General features: G+C 69.6%; 19 protein-coding genes. 7 read left to right on the top strand and 12 right to left on the bottom strand.

Annotated elements, in window-relative coordinates:
* Window positions 1–202 precede the first annotated feature (202 nt).
* The gene (gene msrQ / locus RISW2_RS19800; protein WP_043774248.1) at window positions 203–808 is read right to left on the bottom strand and encodes a protein-methionine-sulfoxide reductase heme-binding subunit MsrQ; all 606 of its coding nucleotides are present in this window, start codon (window positions 806–808) and stop codon (window positions 203–205) included.
* The gene (msrP, locus tag RISW2_RS19795; RefSeq protein ID WP_043774247.1) at window positions 809–1,714 is read right to left on the bottom strand and encodes a protein-methionine-sulfoxide reductase catalytic subunit MsrP; all 906 of its coding nucleotides are present in this window, start codon (window positions 1,712–1,714) and stop codon (window positions 809–811) included.
* Between the two features lie 234 nt (window positions 1,715–1,948).
* Here msrP and RISW2_RS19790 point away from each other — a divergent pair, with 234 nt between their 5' ends.
* Both RISW2_RS19790 and RISW2_RS19785 read left to right on the top strand, forming a co-directional pair.
* Complete coding sequence (locus tag RISW2_RS19790; protein WP_244437666.1) at window positions 1,949–2,458, top strand: DUF302 domain-containing protein; 510 nt, start codon at window positions 1,949–1,951, stop codon at window positions 2,456–2,458.
* Window positions 2,459–2,512: 54 nt separating this feature from the next.
* Window positions 2,513–3,028, top strand: coding sequence for a fasciclin domain-containing protein (locus tag RISW2_RS19785; RefSeq protein ID WP_051492182.1), 516 nt, complete (start codon window positions 2,513–2,515; stop codon window positions 3,026–3,028).
* A 78-nt stretch (window positions 3,029–3,106) separates the two neighbouring features.
* Here the strand turns inward: RISW2_RS19785 and clpB are convergent, their stop codons facing one another.
* A complete protein-coding gene (clpB, locus tag RISW2_RS19780; protein ID WP_043774246.1) occupies window positions 3,107–5,725 on the bottom strand; it encodes an ATP-dependent chaperone ClpB in 2,619 nt (872 codons plus the stop codon).
* Window positions 5,726–5,909: 184 nt separating this feature from the next.
* Entirely contained in the window at window positions 5,910–7,097 is a 1,188-nt protein-coding gene (locus tag RISW2_RS19775) for a putative sodium/potassium/calcium exchanger (protein WP_156943899.1), read from the bottom strand.
* A gap of 253 nt (window positions 7,098–7,350) precedes the next feature.
* Here RISW2_RS19775 and RISW2_RS19770 point away from each other — a divergent pair, with 253 nt between their 5' ends.
* Complete coding sequence (locus RISW2_RS19770) at window positions 7,351–7,983, top strand: orotidine 5'-phosphate decarboxylase / HUMPS family protein (RefSeq protein WP_043774253.1); 633 nt, start codon at window positions 7,351–7,353, stop codon at window positions 7,981–7,983.
* 79 nt (window positions 7,984–8,062) lie between these two features.
* Window positions 8,063–8,389 carry a hypothetical protein gene (locus RISW2_RS23670; protein ID WP_051492181.1) on the top strand — a complete coding sequence of 109 codons (327 nt, stop codon included), beginning with the start codon at window positions 8,063–8,065 and terminating at the stop codon, window positions 8,387–8,389.
* A 119-nt stretch (window positions 8,390–8,508) separates the two neighbouring features.
* On the opposite strand, the gene RISW2_RS19760 is transcribed toward RISW2_RS23670, so the two are convergent.
* Window positions 8,509–8,937 carry an NUDIX domain-containing protein gene (locus RISW2_RS19760; protein ID WP_043774244.1) on the bottom strand — a complete coding sequence of 143 codons (429 nt, stop codon included), beginning with the start codon at window positions 8,935–8,937 and terminating at the stop codon, window positions 8,509–8,511.
* Window positions 8,938–8,999: 62 nt separating this feature from the next.
* On the opposite strand from RISW2_RS19760, the gene RISW2_RS19755 reads away from it, so the two are divergent.
* Window positions 9,000–10,253 (top strand): DNA polymerase IV, encoded by a 1,254-nt coding sequence (locus RISW2_RS19755; protein ID WP_043774243.1) that lies wholly within the window; start codon window positions 9,000–9,002, stop codon window positions 10,251–10,253.
* 9 nt (window positions 10,254–10,262) lie between these two features.
* On the opposite strand, the gene RISW2_RS19750 is transcribed toward RISW2_RS19755, so the two are convergent.
* Genes RISW2_RS19750 through RISW2_RS19730 form a run of 5 tightly spaced genes read right to left on the bottom strand, consistent with a single transcriptional unit; the run spans window position 10,263 to window position 14,859 of the window.
* Window positions 10,263–10,994, bottom strand: a complete 732-nt coding sequence (locus tag RISW2_RS19750) for an SDR family NAD(P)-dependent oxidoreductase (protein WP_043774242.1) — start codon at window positions 10,992–10,994, stop codon at window positions 10,263–10,265.
* Window positions 10,991–11,554: a DUF3833 family protein gene (locus RISW2_RS19745; protein ID WP_043774241.1), complete on the bottom strand. Its 564-nt coding sequence runs from the start codon at window positions 11,552–11,554 to the stop codon at window positions 10,991–10,993. The genes RISW2_RS19750 and RISW2_RS19745 overlap by 4 nt, the downstream gene beginning before the upstream one ends.
* Window position 11,555: 1 nt before the next feature.
* Window positions 11,556–12,815 (bottom strand): MFS transporter, encoded by a 1,260-nt coding sequence (locus tag RISW2_RS19740; protein WP_244437664.1) that lies wholly within the window; start codon window positions 12,813–12,815, stop codon window positions 11,556–11,558.
* Window positions 12,812–13,567, bottom strand: a complete 756-nt coding sequence (locus RISW2_RS19735) for a DUF1365 domain-containing protein (RefSeq protein WP_043774240.1) — start codon at window positions 13,565–13,567, stop codon at window positions 12,812–12,814. Before RISW2_RS19735 ends, RISW2_RS19740 begins: the two co-directional genes overlap by 4 nt.
* Complete coding sequence (locus RISW2_RS19730) at window positions 13,564–14,859, bottom strand: NAD(P)/FAD-dependent oxidoreductase (RefSeq protein WP_043774239.1); 1,296 nt, start codon at window positions 14,857–14,859, stop codon at window positions 13,564–13,566. Before RISW2_RS19730 ends, RISW2_RS19735 begins: the two co-directional genes overlap by 4 nt.
* A 229-nt stretch (window positions 14,860–15,088) precedes the next feature.
* On the opposite strand from RISW2_RS19730, the gene RISW2_RS19725 reads away from it, so the two are divergent.
* Both RISW2_RS19725 and RISW2_RS19720 read left to right on the top strand, forming a co-directional pair.
* Window positions 15,089–15,634, top strand: coding sequence for a sigma-70 family RNA polymerase sigma factor (locus RISW2_RS19725; protein WP_043774250.1), 546 nt, complete (start codon window positions 15,089–15,091; stop codon window positions 15,632–15,634).
* Between the two features lie 10 nt (window positions 15,635–15,644).
* The gene (locus RISW2_RS19720) at window positions 15,645–16,289 is read left to right on the top strand and encodes a ChrR family anti-sigma-E factor (protein ID WP_043774238.1); all 645 of its coding nucleotides are present in this window, start codon (window positions 15,645–15,647) and stop codon (window positions 16,287–16,289) included.
* Between the two features lie 75 nt (window positions 16,290–16,364).
* Here RISW2_RS19720 and lpdA read toward each other — a convergent pair whose 3' ends face one another.
* A complete protein-coding gene (lpdA, locus tag RISW2_RS19715) occupies window positions 16,365–18,176 on the bottom strand; it encodes a dihydrolipoyl dehydrogenase (RefSeq protein ID WP_211238724.1) in 1,812 nt (603 codons plus the stop codon).
* Window positions 18,177–18,186: 10 nt separating this feature from the next.
* Window positions 18,187–19,476, bottom strand: coding sequence for a dihydrolipoyllysine-residue acetyltransferase (aceF, locus tag RISW2_RS19710; protein WP_043774236.1), 1,290 nt, complete (start codon window positions 19,474–19,476; stop codon window positions 18,187–18,189).
* Window positions 19,477–19,501 lie beyond the last annotated feature (25 nt).

Genomic DNA, 19,501 nt, shown 5'->3' with positions numbered 1-19,501 from the left:
GGATTACTCCAAATACCCGCAAGCCCTATTTTCGGAAATCGTCGCATTTTTTTCAAAGAACCGCTTTCGTGAAGAAAACCATGGGCTTGGGCCCCATATGTTGCGTCTGACGGAAGGTCGAACGCAATTTTCTTCGCCACCCGGCGGGAACATCGCGCCGCCCCGCGCGGCGGCCCCGCGGCCCGCGGCCGCGAGGAGCGTTTCAGGCCGTCCGGAGCCGCCGTGGAACCCGAATCCGGAGCATCAGGAGAGCCAGAATCCCCCCCAGATAGAGGAGCGGCTCGATCTGGAAGCCCTTCACCAGCATCACGTAGTGGACCGCACCCAGAATCACGGCCGGGTAGGTCAGGCGGTGCAGCCGCCGCCAGCGGGGACCGAGCCACCGCACCGCGCGGTCGTTCGAGGTGGCGACAAGCGGCACCATCAGCGCGAAGGCCGCCATGCCCACGGTGATGTACGGCCGCTTCACGATGTCGGCCCAGATCTGCGCGGGGATCTGCACGTCGAGGACCAGCCAGACCAAGAGGTGCAGAAAGACGTAGGCAAAGGCGAGGATGCCCAGGGCCCGCCGGAACCGCATCAGGTTCAGCCCGAGGTGCCGGCGCAGCGGCGTCACCGCGAGCCCCGCCACCAGGACCTGCAGCGCCAGCTCGCCCAGTTCGTGCTCGAGCGCCTTGATCGGCTCGACGCCGAGGCCGCCGGTCAGGCCGAGCCAGAGGAACCAAAGGGGCGGCAGCGCCCCCAGTATATAGAGAGGCCAGACCGGGACGCGCCGCAGCCCGGCGTTCACGCGGTCGACCGGCGTCATTCAGAAGTTCTCCGCGAGGTCCATGCCCTCGTAGAGCTGAGCGACCTCTTCCTCGTAGCCGTTGAACATGAGCGTGGGCTTGCGGCGGGCAAAGAGGCCCCCGCCGATCTCGCGTTCGGAGGCCTGGCTCCAGCGCGGATGGTCCACCTCGGGGTTCACGTTGGAGTAAAAGCCGTATTCGCGCGGATTGGCGACGTTCCACGAGGTCGGCGGCTCGTCCGCGGTCAGCGTCACGCGCACCACCGACTTGATCGACTTGAATCCGTACTTCCACGGCACCACCAGCCGCAGCGGCGCGCCGTTCTGGTTGGGGATCGGCCGGCCGTAGAGGCCGGTCGCCATGATGGTCAGCGGGTGACGCGCCTCGTCGAGGCGCAGCCCCTCCACATAGGGCCATTCGAGGACCGGGCGCGAGACGCCCGGCATCTCCTCGGGGCGCAGCACCGTCTCGAAGGCCACGTACCGCGCCCCCTCCTGCACGCCCGCGAGATCCAGCATGTCCGCCAGTTCGAACCCGTTCCAGGGCACCACCATCGACCACGCCTCCACGCAGCGGAACCGGTAGATGCGTTCTTCGACCGTCATGCGCTCCATGATGTCGGCGAAGGCGTAGTCGCCGGGGCGGTCGACCAGCCCGTCGATGCGCACGCTCCACGGCTCGGTGGTCAGCTGCCCGGCATAGCGCGCGGGATCCTCCTTGCCGGTGCCGAACTCGTAGTAGTTGTTGTAGGAGGTGATCTCCTCCCAGGTGTTGGGCTCGAGCGCGTCCTGCGCCCGGCCGCGCCCCGGCAGGCCCGCCGCGATGCCCCCGGCCGCGAGCCCCGCCAGCACGCGGCGGCGGTTCAGGAACAGCGCCTCGGGCGTCGCGTCCTCCCGGGTCAGGTCGTTCGTCCAGCGGTGGGCCATGCAATCTCTCCGTTCCTCTCGCGGCGGATCGCCGATCCCCGCCTCCGTTCCCCGCGAACTTAGGCGCGGCCACGGGCGCGCCCAAACCAATTCGGCTCACGTTGACGTGCCGCGTCTGAAACGTCTGCGCGCTCGTTTCGTGTGCCGCGGCATCCAATTCGGTTGTTGGCAAGCCGACGGTGCCGATGGATACTCCGCCCGACGGACGATGCCCGGAAGGGAGCGGAGGAAAGAATGCCGATCTCGCGTCATGTGCGCGCCGCGGTGCTTGTTGTGGCCTGCGCGATGGCCGGGGGCGCATCGGGCGAGGACCTTGCCACCCGCGGGATCGTGCTGCGGCCGCCACCGCCTGCCCCTGCCGGGGTCGTGTCCTACCAGACCCCCCTGCCCTTCGACGACGTCATCTTCGGGCTCGAGAACGCGCTCGTGGGCCACGGGCTCGATGTCAGCCGGCAGAGCCTCGTCAGCGTGTCGGGCGGGGGACGCACGGACCTCGCGCTGGCCGACAGCGTCTACCAGCACGCGGAAACCTACAGCTTCTGCTCGTCGATCCTTGCGCAGAAGATGATGGAGAACGATCCGCTCAACATCGCGTTCTGTCCCTACACGATCTTCGTGATCGTGGCGCGGGGCAATCCCGAGGTCACGACCATCGGCTATCGCGCGATGCCCGAGGGACCGATGAAGGAAGCTCAGGCGTTGCTCGACGTGATCGCCCGCAACGCCATCGGCCGCGGCGGCTGAGAGCAGCCCGGCAAAGCCCGCCCCGCGGGGCGGCCCAAGTGGAGGAAGCCCGCTATGACCACCCGCTCCCTGACCCGTCGCGACGCGCTGCGCGGCGCCGCCGGCATCGGCGCGCTGTCCCTTCTGCCGGCCGCGGCCCAGGCACGCCGCGCACAGCTCGACCTGCTGTCGGAACTCGGCACCCGCGCCGAATACCTGACGCTGATGGACCTGCTGGTCCTCACCGGGCTGTCGGACACGCTGCGCCGGCGCGGACCGTTCACGGTCTTCGCCCCGCGCGAGATGGCGTTCTGGCGGATGTCGCAGGCGCAGTACGACCAATTGATCGATCCGGTCTTCCGGCCGCAGCTCGCCCGCATCCTGCGCCACCACGTGGTCCCCGAACGGCATTCGGTGTTCGAGCTTGTCGGCCGGCGCACGGTGCTGCCGACGCTCGCGGGCACCTCGCTCGTGGTCGACGGGCTGGGCGGCAACGGGCTCCGCGCCGGCGGGGCCCCGGTCAGCCTGTCAGAGATCGAGGCGACGAACGGCTTCGCACACGAGGTCGACACGCTGATGCGCCCGGTCTGACCCCGACACGACGTGCATAGATAGAGAAAGGGCCCGCCGGATCGTTCCGGCGGGCCCTTCCGTCATCACCTCAAGGGATCAGTGCACCACGGCGTCGTCCGGACGCGGCCGGTTGGTGGCAGACACGCGGTCGCCGATCACCAGCCCATCCGCACCGGCATGGACCGGCACTGCGTCGCCGTCGCTCACATCGCCTGCGAGCAGCATTTCGGCCAGCGGGTCCTGCAGGCTGCGCTGGATCACCCGCTTGAGGGGGCGGGCGCCGAAGACCGGGTCGTAACCCTCGTCCGCCAGCCACTTGCGCGCGCTGTCGTCGAGGTCGAGCCGGATCTTGCGCGCCGCGAGCCGCTTGAGCAGGCGGGCGAGCTGGATGTCCACGATGCCCGACATGTCCTCGCGGCGCAGCCGGTCGAAGATGATCGTCTCGTCCAGTCGGTTCAGGAACTCGGGCCGGAAATGCGCCCGGACCGCGTCCATCACGTCGCGCTTGGCGTCGGCGCTGTCCGCGCCCTCGGGCAGGCGGCTCAGCGCCTGGGATCCGAGGTTCGAGGTCAGCACGATCAGCGTCTGCTTGAAGTCGACCGTGCGGCCCTGACCGTCGGTCAGCACGCCGTCGTCGAGAACCTGCAGCAGCACGTTGAAAACGTCGGGATGCGCCTTCTCGACCTCGTCGAACAGCACGACCTGGTAGGGACGCCGCCGCACCGCCTCGGTCAGCACGCCGCCCTCGTCGTAGCCCACGTAGCCCGGAGGCGCGCCGATCAGCCGTGCGACGGAATGCTTCTCCATGAACTCCGACATGTCGATGCGCACCATCGCGTTGTCGTCGTCGAAGAGGAACTCCGCGACCGCCTTGGTCAGCTCGGTCTTGCCGACGCCCGTGGGTCCGAGGAAGAGGAACGAGCCCAGCGGCCGGTTCTCGTCGTTCAGCCCCGCGCGCGCCCGCCGCACCGCGTTTGCCACCGCGTGAACCGCCTGGTTCTGCCCGATGACCCGCTTGTGCAGGCCGTCCTCCATGCGCAGCAGCTTCTCGCGCTCGCCCTCGAGCATTTTCGAGGTCGGGATGCCGGTCCAGCGTTCCACGACCTGTGCGATCTGCTCGGGACGCACGGCCTCCTCGACCATCACGCCCTCGGCCTCGGCCTGCTCGGCCTCGCCCAGCTGCTTCTCCAAGCCGGGGATGATGCCGTAGGACAATTCGCCCGCGCGCGCGAGGTCGCCGTTGCGCTTGGCGATCTCGAGGTCGGCACGCGCCTTGTCGAGCTGCTCCTTCAGGTCGCGGGCCGAGGCGAGCCGGTCGCGTTCGGCCTGCCACTTCGCCGTCATCTCGGAGGCGCGTTCCTGCAGTTCCGCGAGTTCGCGCTCGAGCTTCTCGAGCCGGTCCTTCGACGCGGTGTCGTCCTCCTTGCGGAGCGCCTCCTGCTCGATCTGCATCTGCAGGATCTGCCGGTCGAGCTGGTCGAGCTCCTCGGGCTTGCTGTCCACCTCCATGCGCAGCCGCGACGCCGCCTCGTCGACGAGGTCGATCGCCTTGTCGGGCAGGAAACGGTCGGTGATGTAGCGGTGGCTCAGCTGCGCGGCGGCGACGAGCGCCGAATCCGAGATCCGCACGCCGTGGTGCAGCTCGTACTTCTCCTTGATGCCGCGCAGGATGGACACGGTGTCCTCGACCGTCGGCTCCTGGACAAAGACGGGCTGGAAGCGCCGCGCCAGCGCCGCGTCCTTCTCGACATGCTTGCGGTACTCGTCGAGCGTGGTCGCGCCGATGCAGTGCAGCTCGCCCCGCGCCAGCGCGGGCTTGAGCAGGTTCGAGGCGTCCATCGCCCCGTCCGCCTTTCCGGCCCCGACCAGCGTGTGCATCTCGTCGATGAACAGGATGACCTCGCCCGCCGCGGTCTCGATCTCCTTCAGGATGGCCTTGAGCCGCTCCTCGAACTCGCCGCGATACTTCGCGCCGGCGATGAGCGCGCCCATGTCGAGCGCCAAGAGCCGCTTGTTGCGGAGCGATTCCGGAACGTCGCCGTTCACGATGCGCAGGGCGAGGCCTTCGGCGATGGCGGTCTTGCCGACGCCGGGTTCACCGATCAGCACCGGGTTGTTCTTGGTCCGCCGGCTGAGGACCTGCATGGCACGGCGGATCTCGTCGTCGCGTCCGATGATCGGGTCGATCTTGCCCTGCTCCGCCCGCTCGGTCAGGTCGAGCGCATATTTCCGGAGCGCGTCGTAGCCGTTCTCGGCGGTCGCGCTGTCGGCGGTCCGGCCCTTGCGGATGTCGTTGATCGCGCTGTTCAGGCCCTGCGCGGTGACCGCGCCGGCCTCGAGCGCCTCCTTGGCGGGGCTGCGCACCATGGCGAGCGCCGTCAGCATCCGCTCGACCGGGACGAAGCTGTCGCCGGCCTTTTTCGCGAGCTTCTCGGCCTCGTCGAGGACGCGGCCGGTGGCGCTGTCGAGATAGACCTGCCCGGCATCGCCCGAGACCTTCGGGATCTTCGCCAGCCGGATGTCGAGGGCCTGCCGAACGCGGTCCGGCGCGCCGCCGGATCTCGCGATCAGATTCGACGCGAGGCCCTGGTCGTCATCCAGCAGGGCTTTCAGGACATGTTCGGGCGAAAGCTTCTGGTGGCTCTCGCGCATCGCGATTGTCTGCGCCGCCTGAACGAAGCCGCGCGCGCGTTCCGTGAACTTCTCCAAGTTCATGGGTCGTCTCCTTGCTCCAAGCACCTCCTCTCCGGGACGCCCGCAAGGCGGCACGTTCCCGTTCGAGGCCTTCGGTCAGCAGATGGGGCGGGACAGCGACCGGTGCAAGATTGCAACAGCCAAAAAAGCTGCGACCGGAACGGCCCGTGCCGTCCCGGTCGCGATGGTCGTGCGTGTGCCGGGCTTATTGACCGGTCAGCGTCTGGCTCGCCTCGCGCAGGCGCTCGTAGGCGTCCTGCGCGGCCTGTGCTGCGGCTTCCGCAGCCTGCGCCGCCTCGTCCGCGGCGTCGGCCGCGCTCTGCGCCGCCTCCATGGCGCGCATCGCCGCCTCGGACACGCTCATCTCGTCGCCGCCGCCTTCGCTTCCGGCAGCGTCACCCTGGGCCTGCTGCTCACCCTGGGCCTGCTGCTCACCCTGGGCCTGCTGGTCCTGTGCGCCGGGCGCGTCATCCTGCGCCTGCTCCTGTGCGCCGGACGCGTCGCCCTCCTGACCGCCCTGGGCCTGCTCGTCCTGCTCGCTCGACTCGCCCTGCTGGTCACTCTCCGCAGACTGCTCCTGCTGGCCAGAGGTCTCCTCCTGCTGGTCGCCCTGCTGCTGGTCACCCTGGGCCTGCTGCTGACCGGACGTGGCCTCGGTCGCGGCCGCGCCGTCCGAGGCCGCCTCGCCCGACGCCTGCTGGTCCGACCCCTCCTCGGACTGTCCGTCATCCGCCGGGGCATCGCCCGATTGCGTCGATTGCGCGCCCTCGACGTCCTCGGCCGCGCCGGCGTCGGCCTGCTCCGACCCGTCCTGCTGGCCGGACGTGTCACCGTCGCCGGCCGGGGCGTCGCCCGACTGGGTCGACTGCGCGCCCTCGACCTCGGTGGCTCCGCCCTGGCCGCCGTCGGCCGCCTGCTCCTCCTGGCCGGAGCCGTCGCCTGCGTCGGCCGCACCTTCATCCGACTGCGCCGATTGTTCGCTTTCGGCATCCGCGGCGGCGTCATCGCCACCTTCTGAGGTCTGCGCCTCGTCGCCCGAAGTGTCCTGCTGCGTCTCCGCATCCGCCGCGGCGGTGTCCTCGTCACCCTCGGACGTTTCGCCCTGCGCTTCGGCGCCCTCGCTCTCGCCCCCGCTCGACTGGCCATCCTCGGCCGCGGCGGTATCGTCGCCGCCCTCGGCCGGCGCGTCGCTCTCGTCCTCGGCGACACCCGTGCCCTCTTCGGCCTCGGCGCCGGCCATGCCGCTGTCGAGGCTGTCGCCTTCGGCGTTCTCGGACGCGGTCTCGTCGCTCGCCGGCACGTCCGAGGCGGTCTCGACGTCACCCCCGCCCGAGGACAGGTTCAGGACGATCGCGATCGCGAGCGCGACGACCACGCCGGATCCGAGGATCATCGGCGCAAGACCGGCGGGGCGCGCGGTCGCCGAACCTCCGGAACTCTGCTCGGTCTGCGATGATTGGGGGGGCTGCTTCTCGTCGGCCATTGCGAACTCCAGGCTTGCGATGTTCAGGGTCAATATGGCTCGGGAACACCCCGTTTCAAAAACCGTTCCCAGGTTGACATGCCGCGCGCTGCGTCGGAGTGCTGCGGAACCGAGGAAATGGCGGAGCCGGAGCATGCCCAGCGACCGACTGACGGGCAGCGGAATGCCCCGAGAAAAACTCATCGTCTCACTCGACGTGAGCGACGCCCTCGCGGGTCTCGCGGTCGCCGAACGGCTTGGCGACGCGGTGACATTCTACCGCGTGGGCCTCGGGATGCTGACGGGCGGCGGGCTCGCGCTGGCCAACGAGCTGCGCCAGGAACACGGCAAGTGCATCCTTCTCGACATGAAACTCTTCGACCGGCCGGCGGCGATCGAGGCCGCGGTGCAGGGCCTCGCGCAGTTCGAGGTCGAGTGCCTGACGGTGCACGGCGACCCGCACGTGGTGGCTGCGGCGATGGCCGGCGCACGCGGCACCGCCACGCGCATCCTCGCGGTGACGGTCCTCGCGGATCTCGACCGGACGGCGCTCGACGCCTGCCTCGTCGCCGGCGGCAGCGTGACCGAGATCGCGGCCGAACGGGCCGTGCGCGCCCTCGAGGCCGGGGCCGACGGTGTCGTGGTTCCGCAGGAGGCCGTCGCGGCGGTGCGCGCGCGAGCCGCGGACGCGCTGATCGTGACCGAGAGCGGCGGCGATCCGGTCGCCTCGGCCGACCACCTCATCGTCGGGCGCGCGGTCTGGGGCGCGTCCGATCCGCGGCAGGCGGCGCGGGACCTCGTCGCGGCGCTCGGCTGACCCTCGCCCTGCCCCGAGGGAACGCCGGAACCCTTTCCGGCGTTCACCCCGTCAAAGGCACTGACGAGGAGGCCAGACCATGACCCTGGCGACCGGTACCAAGACACATCCCGTGGCCGTTTCCGTTGACGGCCTGCGCTACACGCCCGAGGCCGAGGCGTTCGACGCGCTCGTGACGCTCGACACCGACGAAGGCCGCATGCGCGTGCCCGGACGCTTCGCCGCGCCGCTCGACACGAGCGAGGAGGAGGCCATCGCCGGACTCAAGGCTGACGCGCTGCGCTCGCTCGACCGGCCCTGCGCACTGCGCTCGCGGCTGCGTCCGCGGGTGCGCGACACCGCGCCCGAGGACGTCCTGCCCCTGCACCAGCGCATCGCGCACTTTTTCTGGAACCGCGCTGCCTGAGTCGGCGTTAAGTTCCTGTTCCCCCTGAGGTCTTTCCCTGTCCCGGAGACCTCGTTCAGCGCCGGACCCGGTCCATTCCCGCCGGGTCCGGCGCACCTCTGCCTACCCCACCGGCAGCATCACGTGCAATGAGTCTCGGCCAGGTAGCGCTCGAGCATGGCCATGTGGTGCGGGATCGTGTCCGTCCGGCGCAAGAGCGCCCCCGGATCTATCAGCAGCCATTCCGTCCCCTCGTCGCCCAGGCGCACGTCCCGCACGCGCTCGGGCGGAAGGCGCGCGGCGAAGAACCAGCTGCGCAGCGTCGCCGAAAGGTGGAGCGCGCGCCAGGACAGGTCCGCCTCGGACAGCACCAGGCCCACCTCCTCCTCGGTTTCCCGCAGCGCGCAGCGTTCGGGGCTCTCGTCGCCTTCGCGGCCGCCGCCGGGCAAATCCAGCGCGCCCGGCCACGGGATGTCGTCGCGCAGGTCGCGGCGGATGACCAGCAGCCGCTCTCCCATGAAAACCAGCACCTTCGCGCCGCCGAAGCGATCCGTTCCGTTCTGTGCCATGGCGTATCCCGTTCCGACACCTTATCCTCCGACCTAGTTCCCCTGCCGATGTCAGCGACCCAATGCCAGCCCTCTGTCGTGACTGTTCGACCGGCTTCGATGCCGGGACGCGCTGCCCCAGGTGCCGCAGCCCGCGAATCGTGCAGCATCCGGAGCTCTGGGACCTCTCGGTCGCGCACATGGACTGCGACGCCTTCTATGCCTCGGTCGAGAAGCGCGACGACCCCTCGCTTGCCGACAAGCCGGTGATCATCGGAGGCGGGCGGCGCGGTGTAGTGTCCACCGCCTGCTACGTGGCGCGCATCCGCGGCGTGCGCTCGGCCATGCCCATGTTCAAGGCGCTGAAGCTCTGCCCGGACGCGGTCGTCATCAAACCCCGCATGGCGGTCTATGCCGAGGTCAGCCGCGCCATCCGAGCGATGATGGAGGATCTGACGCCGGCGATCGAGCCGCTGTCGCTCGACGAGGCGTTCCTCGACCTCTCGGGCACAGCGCGGCTGCACGGCGCGCCGCCGGCGGCGATGCTGGCACGGCTCGTGCGGCGGATGCGCGACGAGCTGGGCATCACCGGATCGATCGGGCTCTCTCACAACAAGTTCCTGGCCAAGATCGCCTCGGATCTCGACAAGCCGCACGGCTTCTCGGTGATCGGTGCGGCCGAGACCATGGATTTCCTCGCCGACAGGCCCGTGGGGCTGATCTGGGGCGTGGGCGAGGCCGGGCGCGAAAGCCTGTCGCGCGCGGGCATCGCCACCTTCGCCGATCTGCGGCGCTGGGACGCGCGCGACCTCACCCAGCGGTTCGGCTCCATGGGTACGCGGCTCTGGCACCTCGCCCGGGGGCAGGACACGCGGCGCGTCTCGCCGCACGCCCCGGTCAAGTCGATCTCGAACGAGACGACCTTCAACGAGGACACGAGCGACCCCGACATCCTCGACGGGCACATCTGGCGCATGGCGGAAAAGGTCGCGGACCGCGCCAAGGCCAAGGGCCTCGCCGGCCGCGTCGTGGTGCTGAAGCTCAAGCGCGCGGATTTTGCGCTGGTGACCCGCCGGCAGGCGCTGCGCGACCCGACGCAGATCGCCGACCGCATCTACCGCACCGCGCGCGGGCTCTTCGACCAGGTCGAGGGACGGCGCCCCTACCGTCTGCTGGGCGTCGGCCTCTCCGAGCTCTGCCCCGAGGCCGAGGCCGACCGGACGCCCGATCTCCTCGATCCGCAGGCGGCGCGGCGCACGGCGGCGGAACGCGCGACGGACCGCATCCGCGCGCGCTTCGGCCCCGAGGCGATCCTCAAGGGGCGCGCGCTGCGCTGACCCCGGGTCTCAGCCGAAGATCCGGTAGTACAGCCCCTCGGGCAGGAACTGCCCGGCCCGCAGCGCCCACGAGAACGGCCGCGGGAACGCGCGCTGGAACCGCTCGGTCTTCATGTGGTCGAACACGATCTTCGCGGCGGCGTCGGGCTCCATGATCTGCGGCATGCGGAAATCGTTCTTGTCGGTGAGCCGCGTGCGGATGAAGCCCGGAGCGACCAGCTGCACGTCGACGCCTGTCTTGCGCAGGTCGCAATGCATGCATTCGGCCATGGACATGACCCCGGCCTTCGACGCGGTGTAGGCGACCGACCCCGGAAGGCCGCGATAGCCCGTGAGCGACCCGGTCAGCACCACATGGCCGCGATCGCGCGCGACGAACCCCGGCACCACCGCGCCCATGACCCGCATCGCGCCGGTGAAGTTCACGTCGGCCATCGCCTCGGCGTGCTCCGCGTCCCATTCGGTCGCGCCGAACGGCCAGTAGACCCCGGCGAGGAACACGACGCCGTCGATGTCGCCCGCCGCGCTCGCCGCCTCGGACACGGACTCGCGGTCGCTCACGTCGATCGTCACGACCTCGGCCGGACCGGGCAGCGACGCCGCGAGCTCCTCGAGCTTGTCGCGGCTCCGCGCGGACAGGACGAGCGACACGCCCTCGGCGCTCAGCCGCCGGGCAAGCGCGGCGCCGAGCCCGTCCGAGGCGCCGATCAGCCAGTAGCGTTTTCCGTCGAGCTGTCTCATGCCGCCTCCGCGCGTCGCATCGTCGCCACCAGTTCGGCGACCTTGATCCCGAACTTCCGAAACTGGCTGCGGTTGACGATTGTTCCGTTGGGCGCGAGGTACATCCAGTCGACCGCGTCGAGCACGTGGCCCCCAGCGCTGCCGTCGAGCCGCAGCTTGTAGCAGAGCTGCACCGTCGGCCCTGTCTGCCAGCCCCGGCCCTCGCCCGGAACGTCGTCGGCCAGCGCCTCGATCCGGCCGTCGGTGTGCAAGGTCAGCCGCCATTCGCGGTCCTGCGTCTCGCCGCTGTCGTAGATGAAATGTTCGGTCATCACCCCGCGATTGCCGTCCCAGCGGGCATCGAAATGCCCGACGAAGCGCGAGGCGACGCGCCCGAGCGGCCCGTAGACCACCCCTTCGCAAAGGATGGGGCCCGACAGGTGCGTGCGCAGGTCGAAGACCGGGCTGTCCTCGGCATAATCGGCGGGTCGCTGCGCGGCGAACGACGCGTAGCGATAGCGCGCGGCGGTAAAGAGCGCGATGGTCGCGACCGCGGACAGGATGCCGACGAGCACGGACATGTCAGGACTCCTTGATCGGTGTCGTGGAGAGGATGGCGATGGCCACGAGCTTGAGCAGGCAGGGCACGAGCGCGTAGAGCAGGCTCAGCACCCGCAGCGCGCCCTCGGAATTGTCCCGGCCCGACGAGAACCCCGCCGCCTCGAGGAGCGGCAGCAACGCCGCTGCGGCAAAGGCCAGCGACACCTTCTGCGCGAAGGACCAGAGCGAGAAGCCCTCGCTCGCATTGGGCGCGACGTCCGCCATCCGCCGCGCGAACATCGCGGGCAGGAGCGTCAGGTCGGCACCGACCGCCGCGCCCGACGCGACGCAGATGAGCGCGAAGGCCCAGATGTCGCCCGCGCCGAGCGTCAGGGCGAACCCGAAGGACAGGATCGCCAGCACCATGGCGGCGAGCAGCGCGCGCTTGGCGCCGGTGCGTTCCGCGATGGCGCCCCAGGCCGGTGCCGACGCCGCCGCTGCGAGAAAGAACAGCAGGAGCAGGGGCCCCTCCCATCCCGCCGCCTGCAGGACGCTTTCCACGAAGAACAGGAACAGGGTCGACGACACCGCCACCGGCGCGGCGTTCGCCAGCGCCACGAGCAGCAGCCGCCGTGCCACCGGGTCGCGCAGGACCGGGCCGAAGCCCGCGCTGTCGGGCGTCCCGTCCGCCCCCCATTCGCCGCGCATGAACCAGATCGCGACCGCGGCGGCGAGCGCGAAGGCGACGGCGAAGCCCGCGAAGGGCGGCAGGCCCGCCGCGCCGAGCGCGTTCGGCAGCACCGCCGCGATGCAGACGCCGAGAAGCGCACCGGTCTCGCGCCAGCGCGCGAGCCTCAGATGCCCGTGCGTCCCGAGCCCGCGCGCCTTGGCGACGCCGCGGGCATAGAAGGTGATGGTGAGGAAGCTGAACGCCGAGAAGACCAGCGTCAACGTGACCCCGAACCACAGGATCGGCGCCACGGGCGGCGTGACCGCGAAAAGGCCGACCATGCCCGCCGCCATCACCGTGCCCCCAACGGCGACGGAGGCCGCGCGCCGGTGGCGCAGCGCCTCGGCCAGCCGGCCCAGCAGCGGATCCTGCACCACGTCGAGAAGCCGCAGCACCGCGAGAAGCGTTCCCATGGCGGCAAGGCTCACGGAATAGGTGTCGGCGTAGAACTTCGGCGCGTGGATGTAGATGGGCAGGCCCGCGGCGGACAGGACGCCCGCGAAAACCGCGTAGCCCGGCAGACCGCCGACGCGCCCGGTGCCCGCGCGCGGGCTGTCGGCGATGGCGCTCACGAAACTTCCCGCGCCGGGGGCTCGGGGCGCGTGCGGAACCGCGCGCCCTTCCACCACAACCTGAGCGCCTGCCAGTGGATCAGCGCAAGGACCCGCCGCGACCCGAACGGCCGGCGCAGGAGCGCCCGAAGGAGCCCGGCATCCGTCAGGGGACGGCGGCGCCCGGTCAGCGTGGCCACGAGCCCTCCCTCCGTGCGGTCGTAATCGATGCGGATGCCCACGTGATCGGGGCGGATGTCGAACCGGAAGACATATCCGCCCTCGACCGGCTGGAAGGGCGAGACGTGGAAGATCTTGCGCGCGTGCAGGTCGTCCTCGGGGCCGATGGCCGATCCGTCACCCTTGCTGCAGAGGTAGGAATGCCGGTCGCCATAGGTGTTCGTCACCTCCGCGATCACCGCCGTCAGCGCGCCATCGCGGTCATGCGCCAGCCAGAAGCTAACGGGATTGAAGATGTGGCCGAGGATGCGCGGCTGCGCCAGGAGCAGGAGCTTTCCCTCGGCCCGCACCTGGTGTTCGGCGAGGACCGCGCGCGCCCAGGCGGGCCCGGCGCCCTGACCCGGTGCGCCGCCATGGTCGCGGTCGCGCAGCGCGGCGACGTTGCAGCCGTTCCGGGAGAACAACCGTGGGCCGCGGATCGGCGCCTCGGCGTCGAGCAGCACGTAGTCGATGCCGTACCGGAACGCGTTCTTCACCGCGCCCTTCCGGCCGTGCCACGTGTGGCCCGCGATATGCTCGACGCCCGCCGTCATGCCGCCGCGGCGCTTCCCGCGCGCAGGCGGATCGCCTCGGCCACGTCCCAGGCGCTGGACAGGCCGTCCTCGTGGAAACCGTTCTTCATCCATGCCCCGCAGAACCAGGTGTGGGCGGTTCCGTTCCGGCGGCCCATCTCCTCCTGCGCCTCGAGCGCGCCGATGTCGTAGACGGGATGGCGCAGCACGGTCTCGTCGTCGATCAGTTCCTCGCGGATCGGCCGCGTGGTGTTCAGCGTGACGAACACGTTGTCGTCCTTGGGCAGCGGCTGCAGCGAGTTCATCCAGTAGGTCATGTCGATCCGGTTCATGGTCTTCACGCCGTCCTCGGTGTAGTTCCACGAGGACCAGCAGACCCGCCGCCGCGGCATCACCGACGCGTCGCGGTGCAGAACGACCCGGTTCGGCTGGTATCGGACCGCGCCGAGGATCCGCGCCTCGTCGGGCGAGGCGTCGGACAGCATCGCGAGACTGTCGTCGGAATGGGTGGCAAGGACCACCTCGTCGTAATCCTCCCAGTCGCCGCCCCGTGCCTTGACCTCGACGCCGCCCGGCACGCGGCGCACCGCATCGACGGGCGCGCCCGCGCGCAGGTCCACCCCGCGCCGCGAGAGGTCCTCGGTCAGCCGGCGCACGTACTGCTCGGACCCGCCGTCGACGGTGTACCACTGGTGCTGGCCGTAGACCCCGAGCAGCGCGTGGTTCTCGAAGAACCGGATCAGCGCGTGGGCCGGGAAGTCGAGCACCTTTTCCGTCGGCGTCGACCAGATCGCCCCCGAGAGCGGCAGGAGGTAGTAGTCGCGGAACCACGGTCCCATGCGCAGCACGTCGAGGAAGTCGCCGAGGCTCTGCGAGCGGTCCTTGACCGCGCCGACGGCGCGCGCGTTGAAGCGCATGATGTCACGCACCATGCGCAGGAAGCGCGGATCGACCACGTTCTTGCGCTGCGCGAAGAGCGCGCCGAGGCTCGCGAGCCCGTATTCCAGCGCCCCGCCGCGCAGGCTTGCGGCAAAGCTCATGTCGGAGGTCACCACCGGCACGTCCAGACGCTCGAAGAGCCGCACGAGCTGGGGATAGTTCGCCCGGTTGAAGACGATGAAGCCGGTGTCGACCGGCAGGTCGCCGTTGCGGCCGGACAGGCGGGTGCGCGCGTGACCGCCCAGGCGCGGCTCGGCCTCGAACAGCGTGACGTGGTGATCGTCGCAGAGGTAGTGCGCGGCGCCGAGGCCCGAGACGCCACCGCCGATCACGGCGATGCGGCGTGGCCGTGACGGCATGATTTCGAATGGCATGAACTGGTATTCTCCCGTCGGATCTTGAACTTGTTACGGAATGCACGTGACGTTGGATGAAAATGATCCACCTTCCGTGAAGATTGATCCGGTCACGGTGGTGCGTCGTATGTCAGGCATGTTCCGCGATGTGGAAAACTTCGACGACTTCGAACCCGACACCCCGTTCGTGGACCCGGTCGCCTCCGCGCCGGGCCCGTCGCGGGTGCGGACGGGCGTGTCTGCATCGATGACGTCCGAGGCGGATCCGGCCATCTGGGCCCAGCGCATCCACGATATCCGCACGAGCCGCAGCGAAGCCGCCTTCGTTGCGCTCTTCGAGCATTTCGCCCCCCGCATCAAGGCATTCCTCATGCGGTCGGGTGCGGATGCGACGCTGGCCGAGGAAGTCGTGCAGGAGGTCTTCTCGACCGTATGGCGCAAGGCGCACCTGTTCGACCCGTCCCGCGCCAGCGCGTCCACGTGGATCTTCACGATCGCGCGAAACAAGCGGATCGACATGATCCGCAAGCACCGCCGCCCCGAACCCGAGGACCTGCCCTGGGGGCCCGAGAACGATCCCGAACCCGCCGAGGCGCTCGGCATGCAGCAGGACGCGGAACGCCTCGCCGTTGCGCTCGCGAAGCTGCCCGAGAAACAACGCCACCTGATCGAGAAGGCGTATTTCGGCGATCTGAGCCATTCCGAGATCGCGACCGAGACGGGTCTCCCGCTCGGCACGATCAAATCCCGGATCCGACTGGCGCTCGACCGCTTGCGCCACGCCATGACGTGAGAGCCCTGACATGATCGCGCATCACCTGACCGAACCCCTGCTGATGGCCTATGCCGCGGGCACCCTGCCCGAGGCGTTCGACCTGGCCGTCGCCTGCCACCTGTCGCTGTGCGACGAATGCCGCGCGACCGCCGAAAGCTACGACGCGCTCGGCGCCGCCGTGCTCGACACCTGCCCCGAGAGCCGGGTCTCCGGCGATTGCCTCGAGGCGACGCTCGCGCGCATCCGCGGCGAGGCGCCGGACCCGGCGCCCGCCCGGCCGATCAAGACGGACGCCATCCTGCCCGCGCCGCTCGTCGACTACGTGGGCGGCGGCGTCGAGGACATCCCGTGGCGCGGCGTCGGCATGGGCGTCCGGCAGGCGATCCTCAAGACCGCCGGCAGCTGCGAGGCGCGGCTGCTCTACATCCCGGCCGGCGCGGCGATGCCGGATCACGGGCACCGCGGCATGGAGATCACGCTGGTCCTGCAGGGGGCCTTTTCGGACGCACACGGCCGGTTCGCGCGCGGCGATGTCGAGATCGCGACCGAGGACGACGACCACATGCCGGTCGCCGACATCTCGGGCGACTGCATCTGCCTCGCTGCGACCGATGCGCGGCTGCGCTTCAAGGGCCTGCTGCCGCGCCTCGCGCAACCCTTCCTCAAGATCTGACGCGCGCCTTGCGCGCACGAGAAAGGGGCTGCCGCGGGTCACCGCGACAGCCCCTTTTCCATGGCGCGGCAGAGGTCAGTGCGCCTTTTTCTTCTTCGGCGGCATGAGGTCGGTGATGGTGCCCTCGAACATCTCGGCGGCGAAGTTCACCGTCTCCGACAGCGTCGGGTGGGGGTGGATCGTGTGGCCGAGATCGACCGCGTCGGCGCCCATCTCGATCGCCAGCGCCACCTCCGAGATCAGGTCGCCCGCGTTGGTGCCGACGATGGCCCCGCCCACGACCCGGTCGTCCTCGGGATCGAAGAGAAGCTTGGTCATGCCCTCGGACCGGCCGTTCGACAGCGACCGGCCGGACGCGGCCCAGGGGAACACGCCCTTCTCGACCTTGATGCCCTGCGCCTTGGCCTGCTCCTCGGTCAGGCCGCACCAGGCGACCTCGGGATCGGTGTAGGCGACCGACGGGATCACCCGCGCGTCGAAGGCGCGCTTTTCTCCCGCCGCGACCTCGGCCGCGACCTTGCCCTCGTGCACCGCCTTGTGCGCCAGCATGGGCTGCCCCACCACGTCGCCGATGGCGTAGATGTGGCTCTGCCCGGTGCGCTGGAACGCGTCCACCGCGATGAAGCCGCGCTCGTCCACCGCGACACCGGCCTTCTCGGCGTCGATCAGCTTGCCGTTGGGCTTGCGGCCGACCGCCACGAGCACCTTGTCGAAGGTGTCGGTGAAGGTTTCGCCCTTGTCGTCCTCGAACGTGACCTTGAGACCCTTCTTCTGGGCCTCCATGCCGGTCACCTTCGTCTTGAGGAAGATGTTCTCGTAGCGGCCCTTGATGCGGTTCATCAGCGGCTTCACGAGGTCCTTGTCGGCGCCCGGGATGATCTGGTCCATGAGCTCGACCACCGTGATCTTCGATCCGAGCGCGTCGTAGACGCAGGCCATCTCGAGCCCGATGATCCCGCCGCCCAGCACCAGCATCCGCTTGGGAATGTCCAGAAGCTCGAGCGCGCCGGTCGAATCCACGACCCGCGGGTCGTCGTGCGGGATGAAGGGCAGCTCGACCGGTTCCGACCCGGCCGCGATGATGCACTGGTCGAAGCTGACCCTGGTGGTGCCCTCCGGCCCCTCGACCGCGATCATGTTCGGGCCGGTGAACTTGCCGACCCCGCGCACGACCTGGACCTTGCGGCCCTTGGCGAGCCCGTCGAGCCCGCCGGCCAGCTTGCCCACGACGCCGTCCTTGAAGTCGCGAAGCTCGTCGAGGTCGATCTTGGGCTTGCCGAAGGCGATGCCGTGCGCGCCCATCTCGTCGGCCTCGGTGATGACCTTGGCCACGTGCAACAGCGCCTTCGACGGGATGCAGCCCACGTTCAGGCAGACGCCGCCGAGGGTCGAGTTGCGCTCGATCATCACGACCTTCTTGCCGAGATCCGCGGCGCGGAAGGCCGCCGAATAGCCGCCGGGGCCGGAACCCAGCACGACCACCTCGCCGTGCACATCGCCCTGGCCGCCGTCGCCGCCGGTGGCCTCGACCGCCGCCGGCGCGGCCTTGGCAGGCCCCGACGTGCCGCGGTCGCCGTAGCCGCCGGCATCCTTGCCGCCGCTCTTCTCGGACGCGGCGGACCCCGCGTCGTCTGGGGCGGCGGGGGCGTCGCCCTCCTCCGCGCCCTCGAGCACGAGGATCACGTCGCCCTCGGACAGCCTGTCGCCTTCCTTGACCTTGATCTCCGTGATCTTGCCGGCGGCCGAGGAGGGAACCTCCATGGTCGCCTTGTCGCTCTCGAGCTCGATCAGCGGGTCTTCCTTCTCGACCGTGTCACCGACGCTGACCAGCACCGAGACGACGGGCACGTCCTTGAAATCACCGATATCGGGGACTTTCACATCCATGATCGTCACCTCACAGCATGAGCCGGCGCGCGTCCGCCAGCAGGTATTTCAGATGGGCGGCGAAGCGCGCGGCGAGCGCGCCGTCGATCGCCCGGTGGTCGTAGCTGAGCGACATGGGCAGCATGTTGCGCGGCTCGAACTCGGTGCCGTTCCACACGGGCTTCATCGCCGAGCGGGTAAGGCCGAGGATCGCCACCTCGGGCGCGTTCACGATGGGCGTGAAGGACGTCCCGCCGATCCCGCCCAGCGACGAGATGGTGAAGGTCGCGCCCTGCATGTCCGCGGACTTCAGCTTGCCGTCGCGTGCCGCCTTGGACAGCTCGCCCAGATCCTTCGAGATCTCGACGATGCCCTTGCGGTCGGCGTCCTTGATCACGGGGACCATCAGGCCGTTCGGCGTGTCGGCGGCAAAGCCGATGTTGTAATAGTCCTTCTTGATCAGCTTGTCGCCATCGGGATGGATCGACGAGTTGAACTCCCAGTGCTTCTTGAGCGCAGAGACGCAGGCCTTGACCACGAAGGACAGGAGCGTGACGCGGTAGCCCTCCTCCTTCGCCATCGTGTCGAGCTCCTTGCGGTACTTGTCGAGCTCGGTGATGTCCGCGTCCTCGTTGTGGGTGACGTGCGGGATGTTGAGCCAAGAGCGGTGCAGGGCCGGCCCCGAGAGCTTCTTGATCCGGGACATCTCGACCTCTTCCACGGGGCCGAACTTCGAGAAGTCGACCGCGGGGATCGGCGGGATGCCCATGCCGCCCGACACCGCGCCGCCGCCGGCCGCGGCCGCGGGCGCGGACTTGGCCTTGAGCGCCTTCTCGATGTCCTCGCGCAGGATGCGGCCCTTGCGGCCCGTACCGTTCACCGTGTTGAGGTCGACCTCGACCCGGCGCGCATAGGCGCGCACCGACGGAGAGGCATGGACGCGGGAAAAGCCCGCATCCGTCACCGGGGCCGCCGCCTGTGCGGGCGCCGGGCTCGAGGATTGCGTGGCGGCCGGCTCGGACGGCTCGGCCTTGGCTTCCTCCTTGGCCTTCGGCTCGTCCTTCTTCGGCTCTTCCGACCCGCCGTCGGCGGCCTCGACCACGAGGATCAGGTCGCCCTCGGACACCTTGTCGCCCTCGCTGACCTTGATCTCCACCACCTTGCCGGCGGCGGAGGACGGAACCTCCATCGTCGCCTTGTCGCTTTCAAGCTCGATCAGCGGGTCCTCTTCGGCCACCGTGTCGCCGACGCTCACCAGGATCGAGATCACCGGAACGTCCTTGAAGTCGCCGATGTCGGGCACTTTCACGTCTGTCGTCATAGTCTCAACTCACTCCCTCGGTCGC

The organism is Roseivivax isoporae LMG 25204, assembly GCF_000521865.1.
GTDB classification, from domain to species: Bacteria; Pseudomonadota; Alphaproteobacteria; order Rhodobacterales; family Rhodobacteraceae; genus Roseivivax; species Roseivivax isoporae.
The sequence above is the reverse complement of the archived record's forward strand: the minus strand, read 5'-3'. Positions and strand labels throughout refer to the sequence as shown.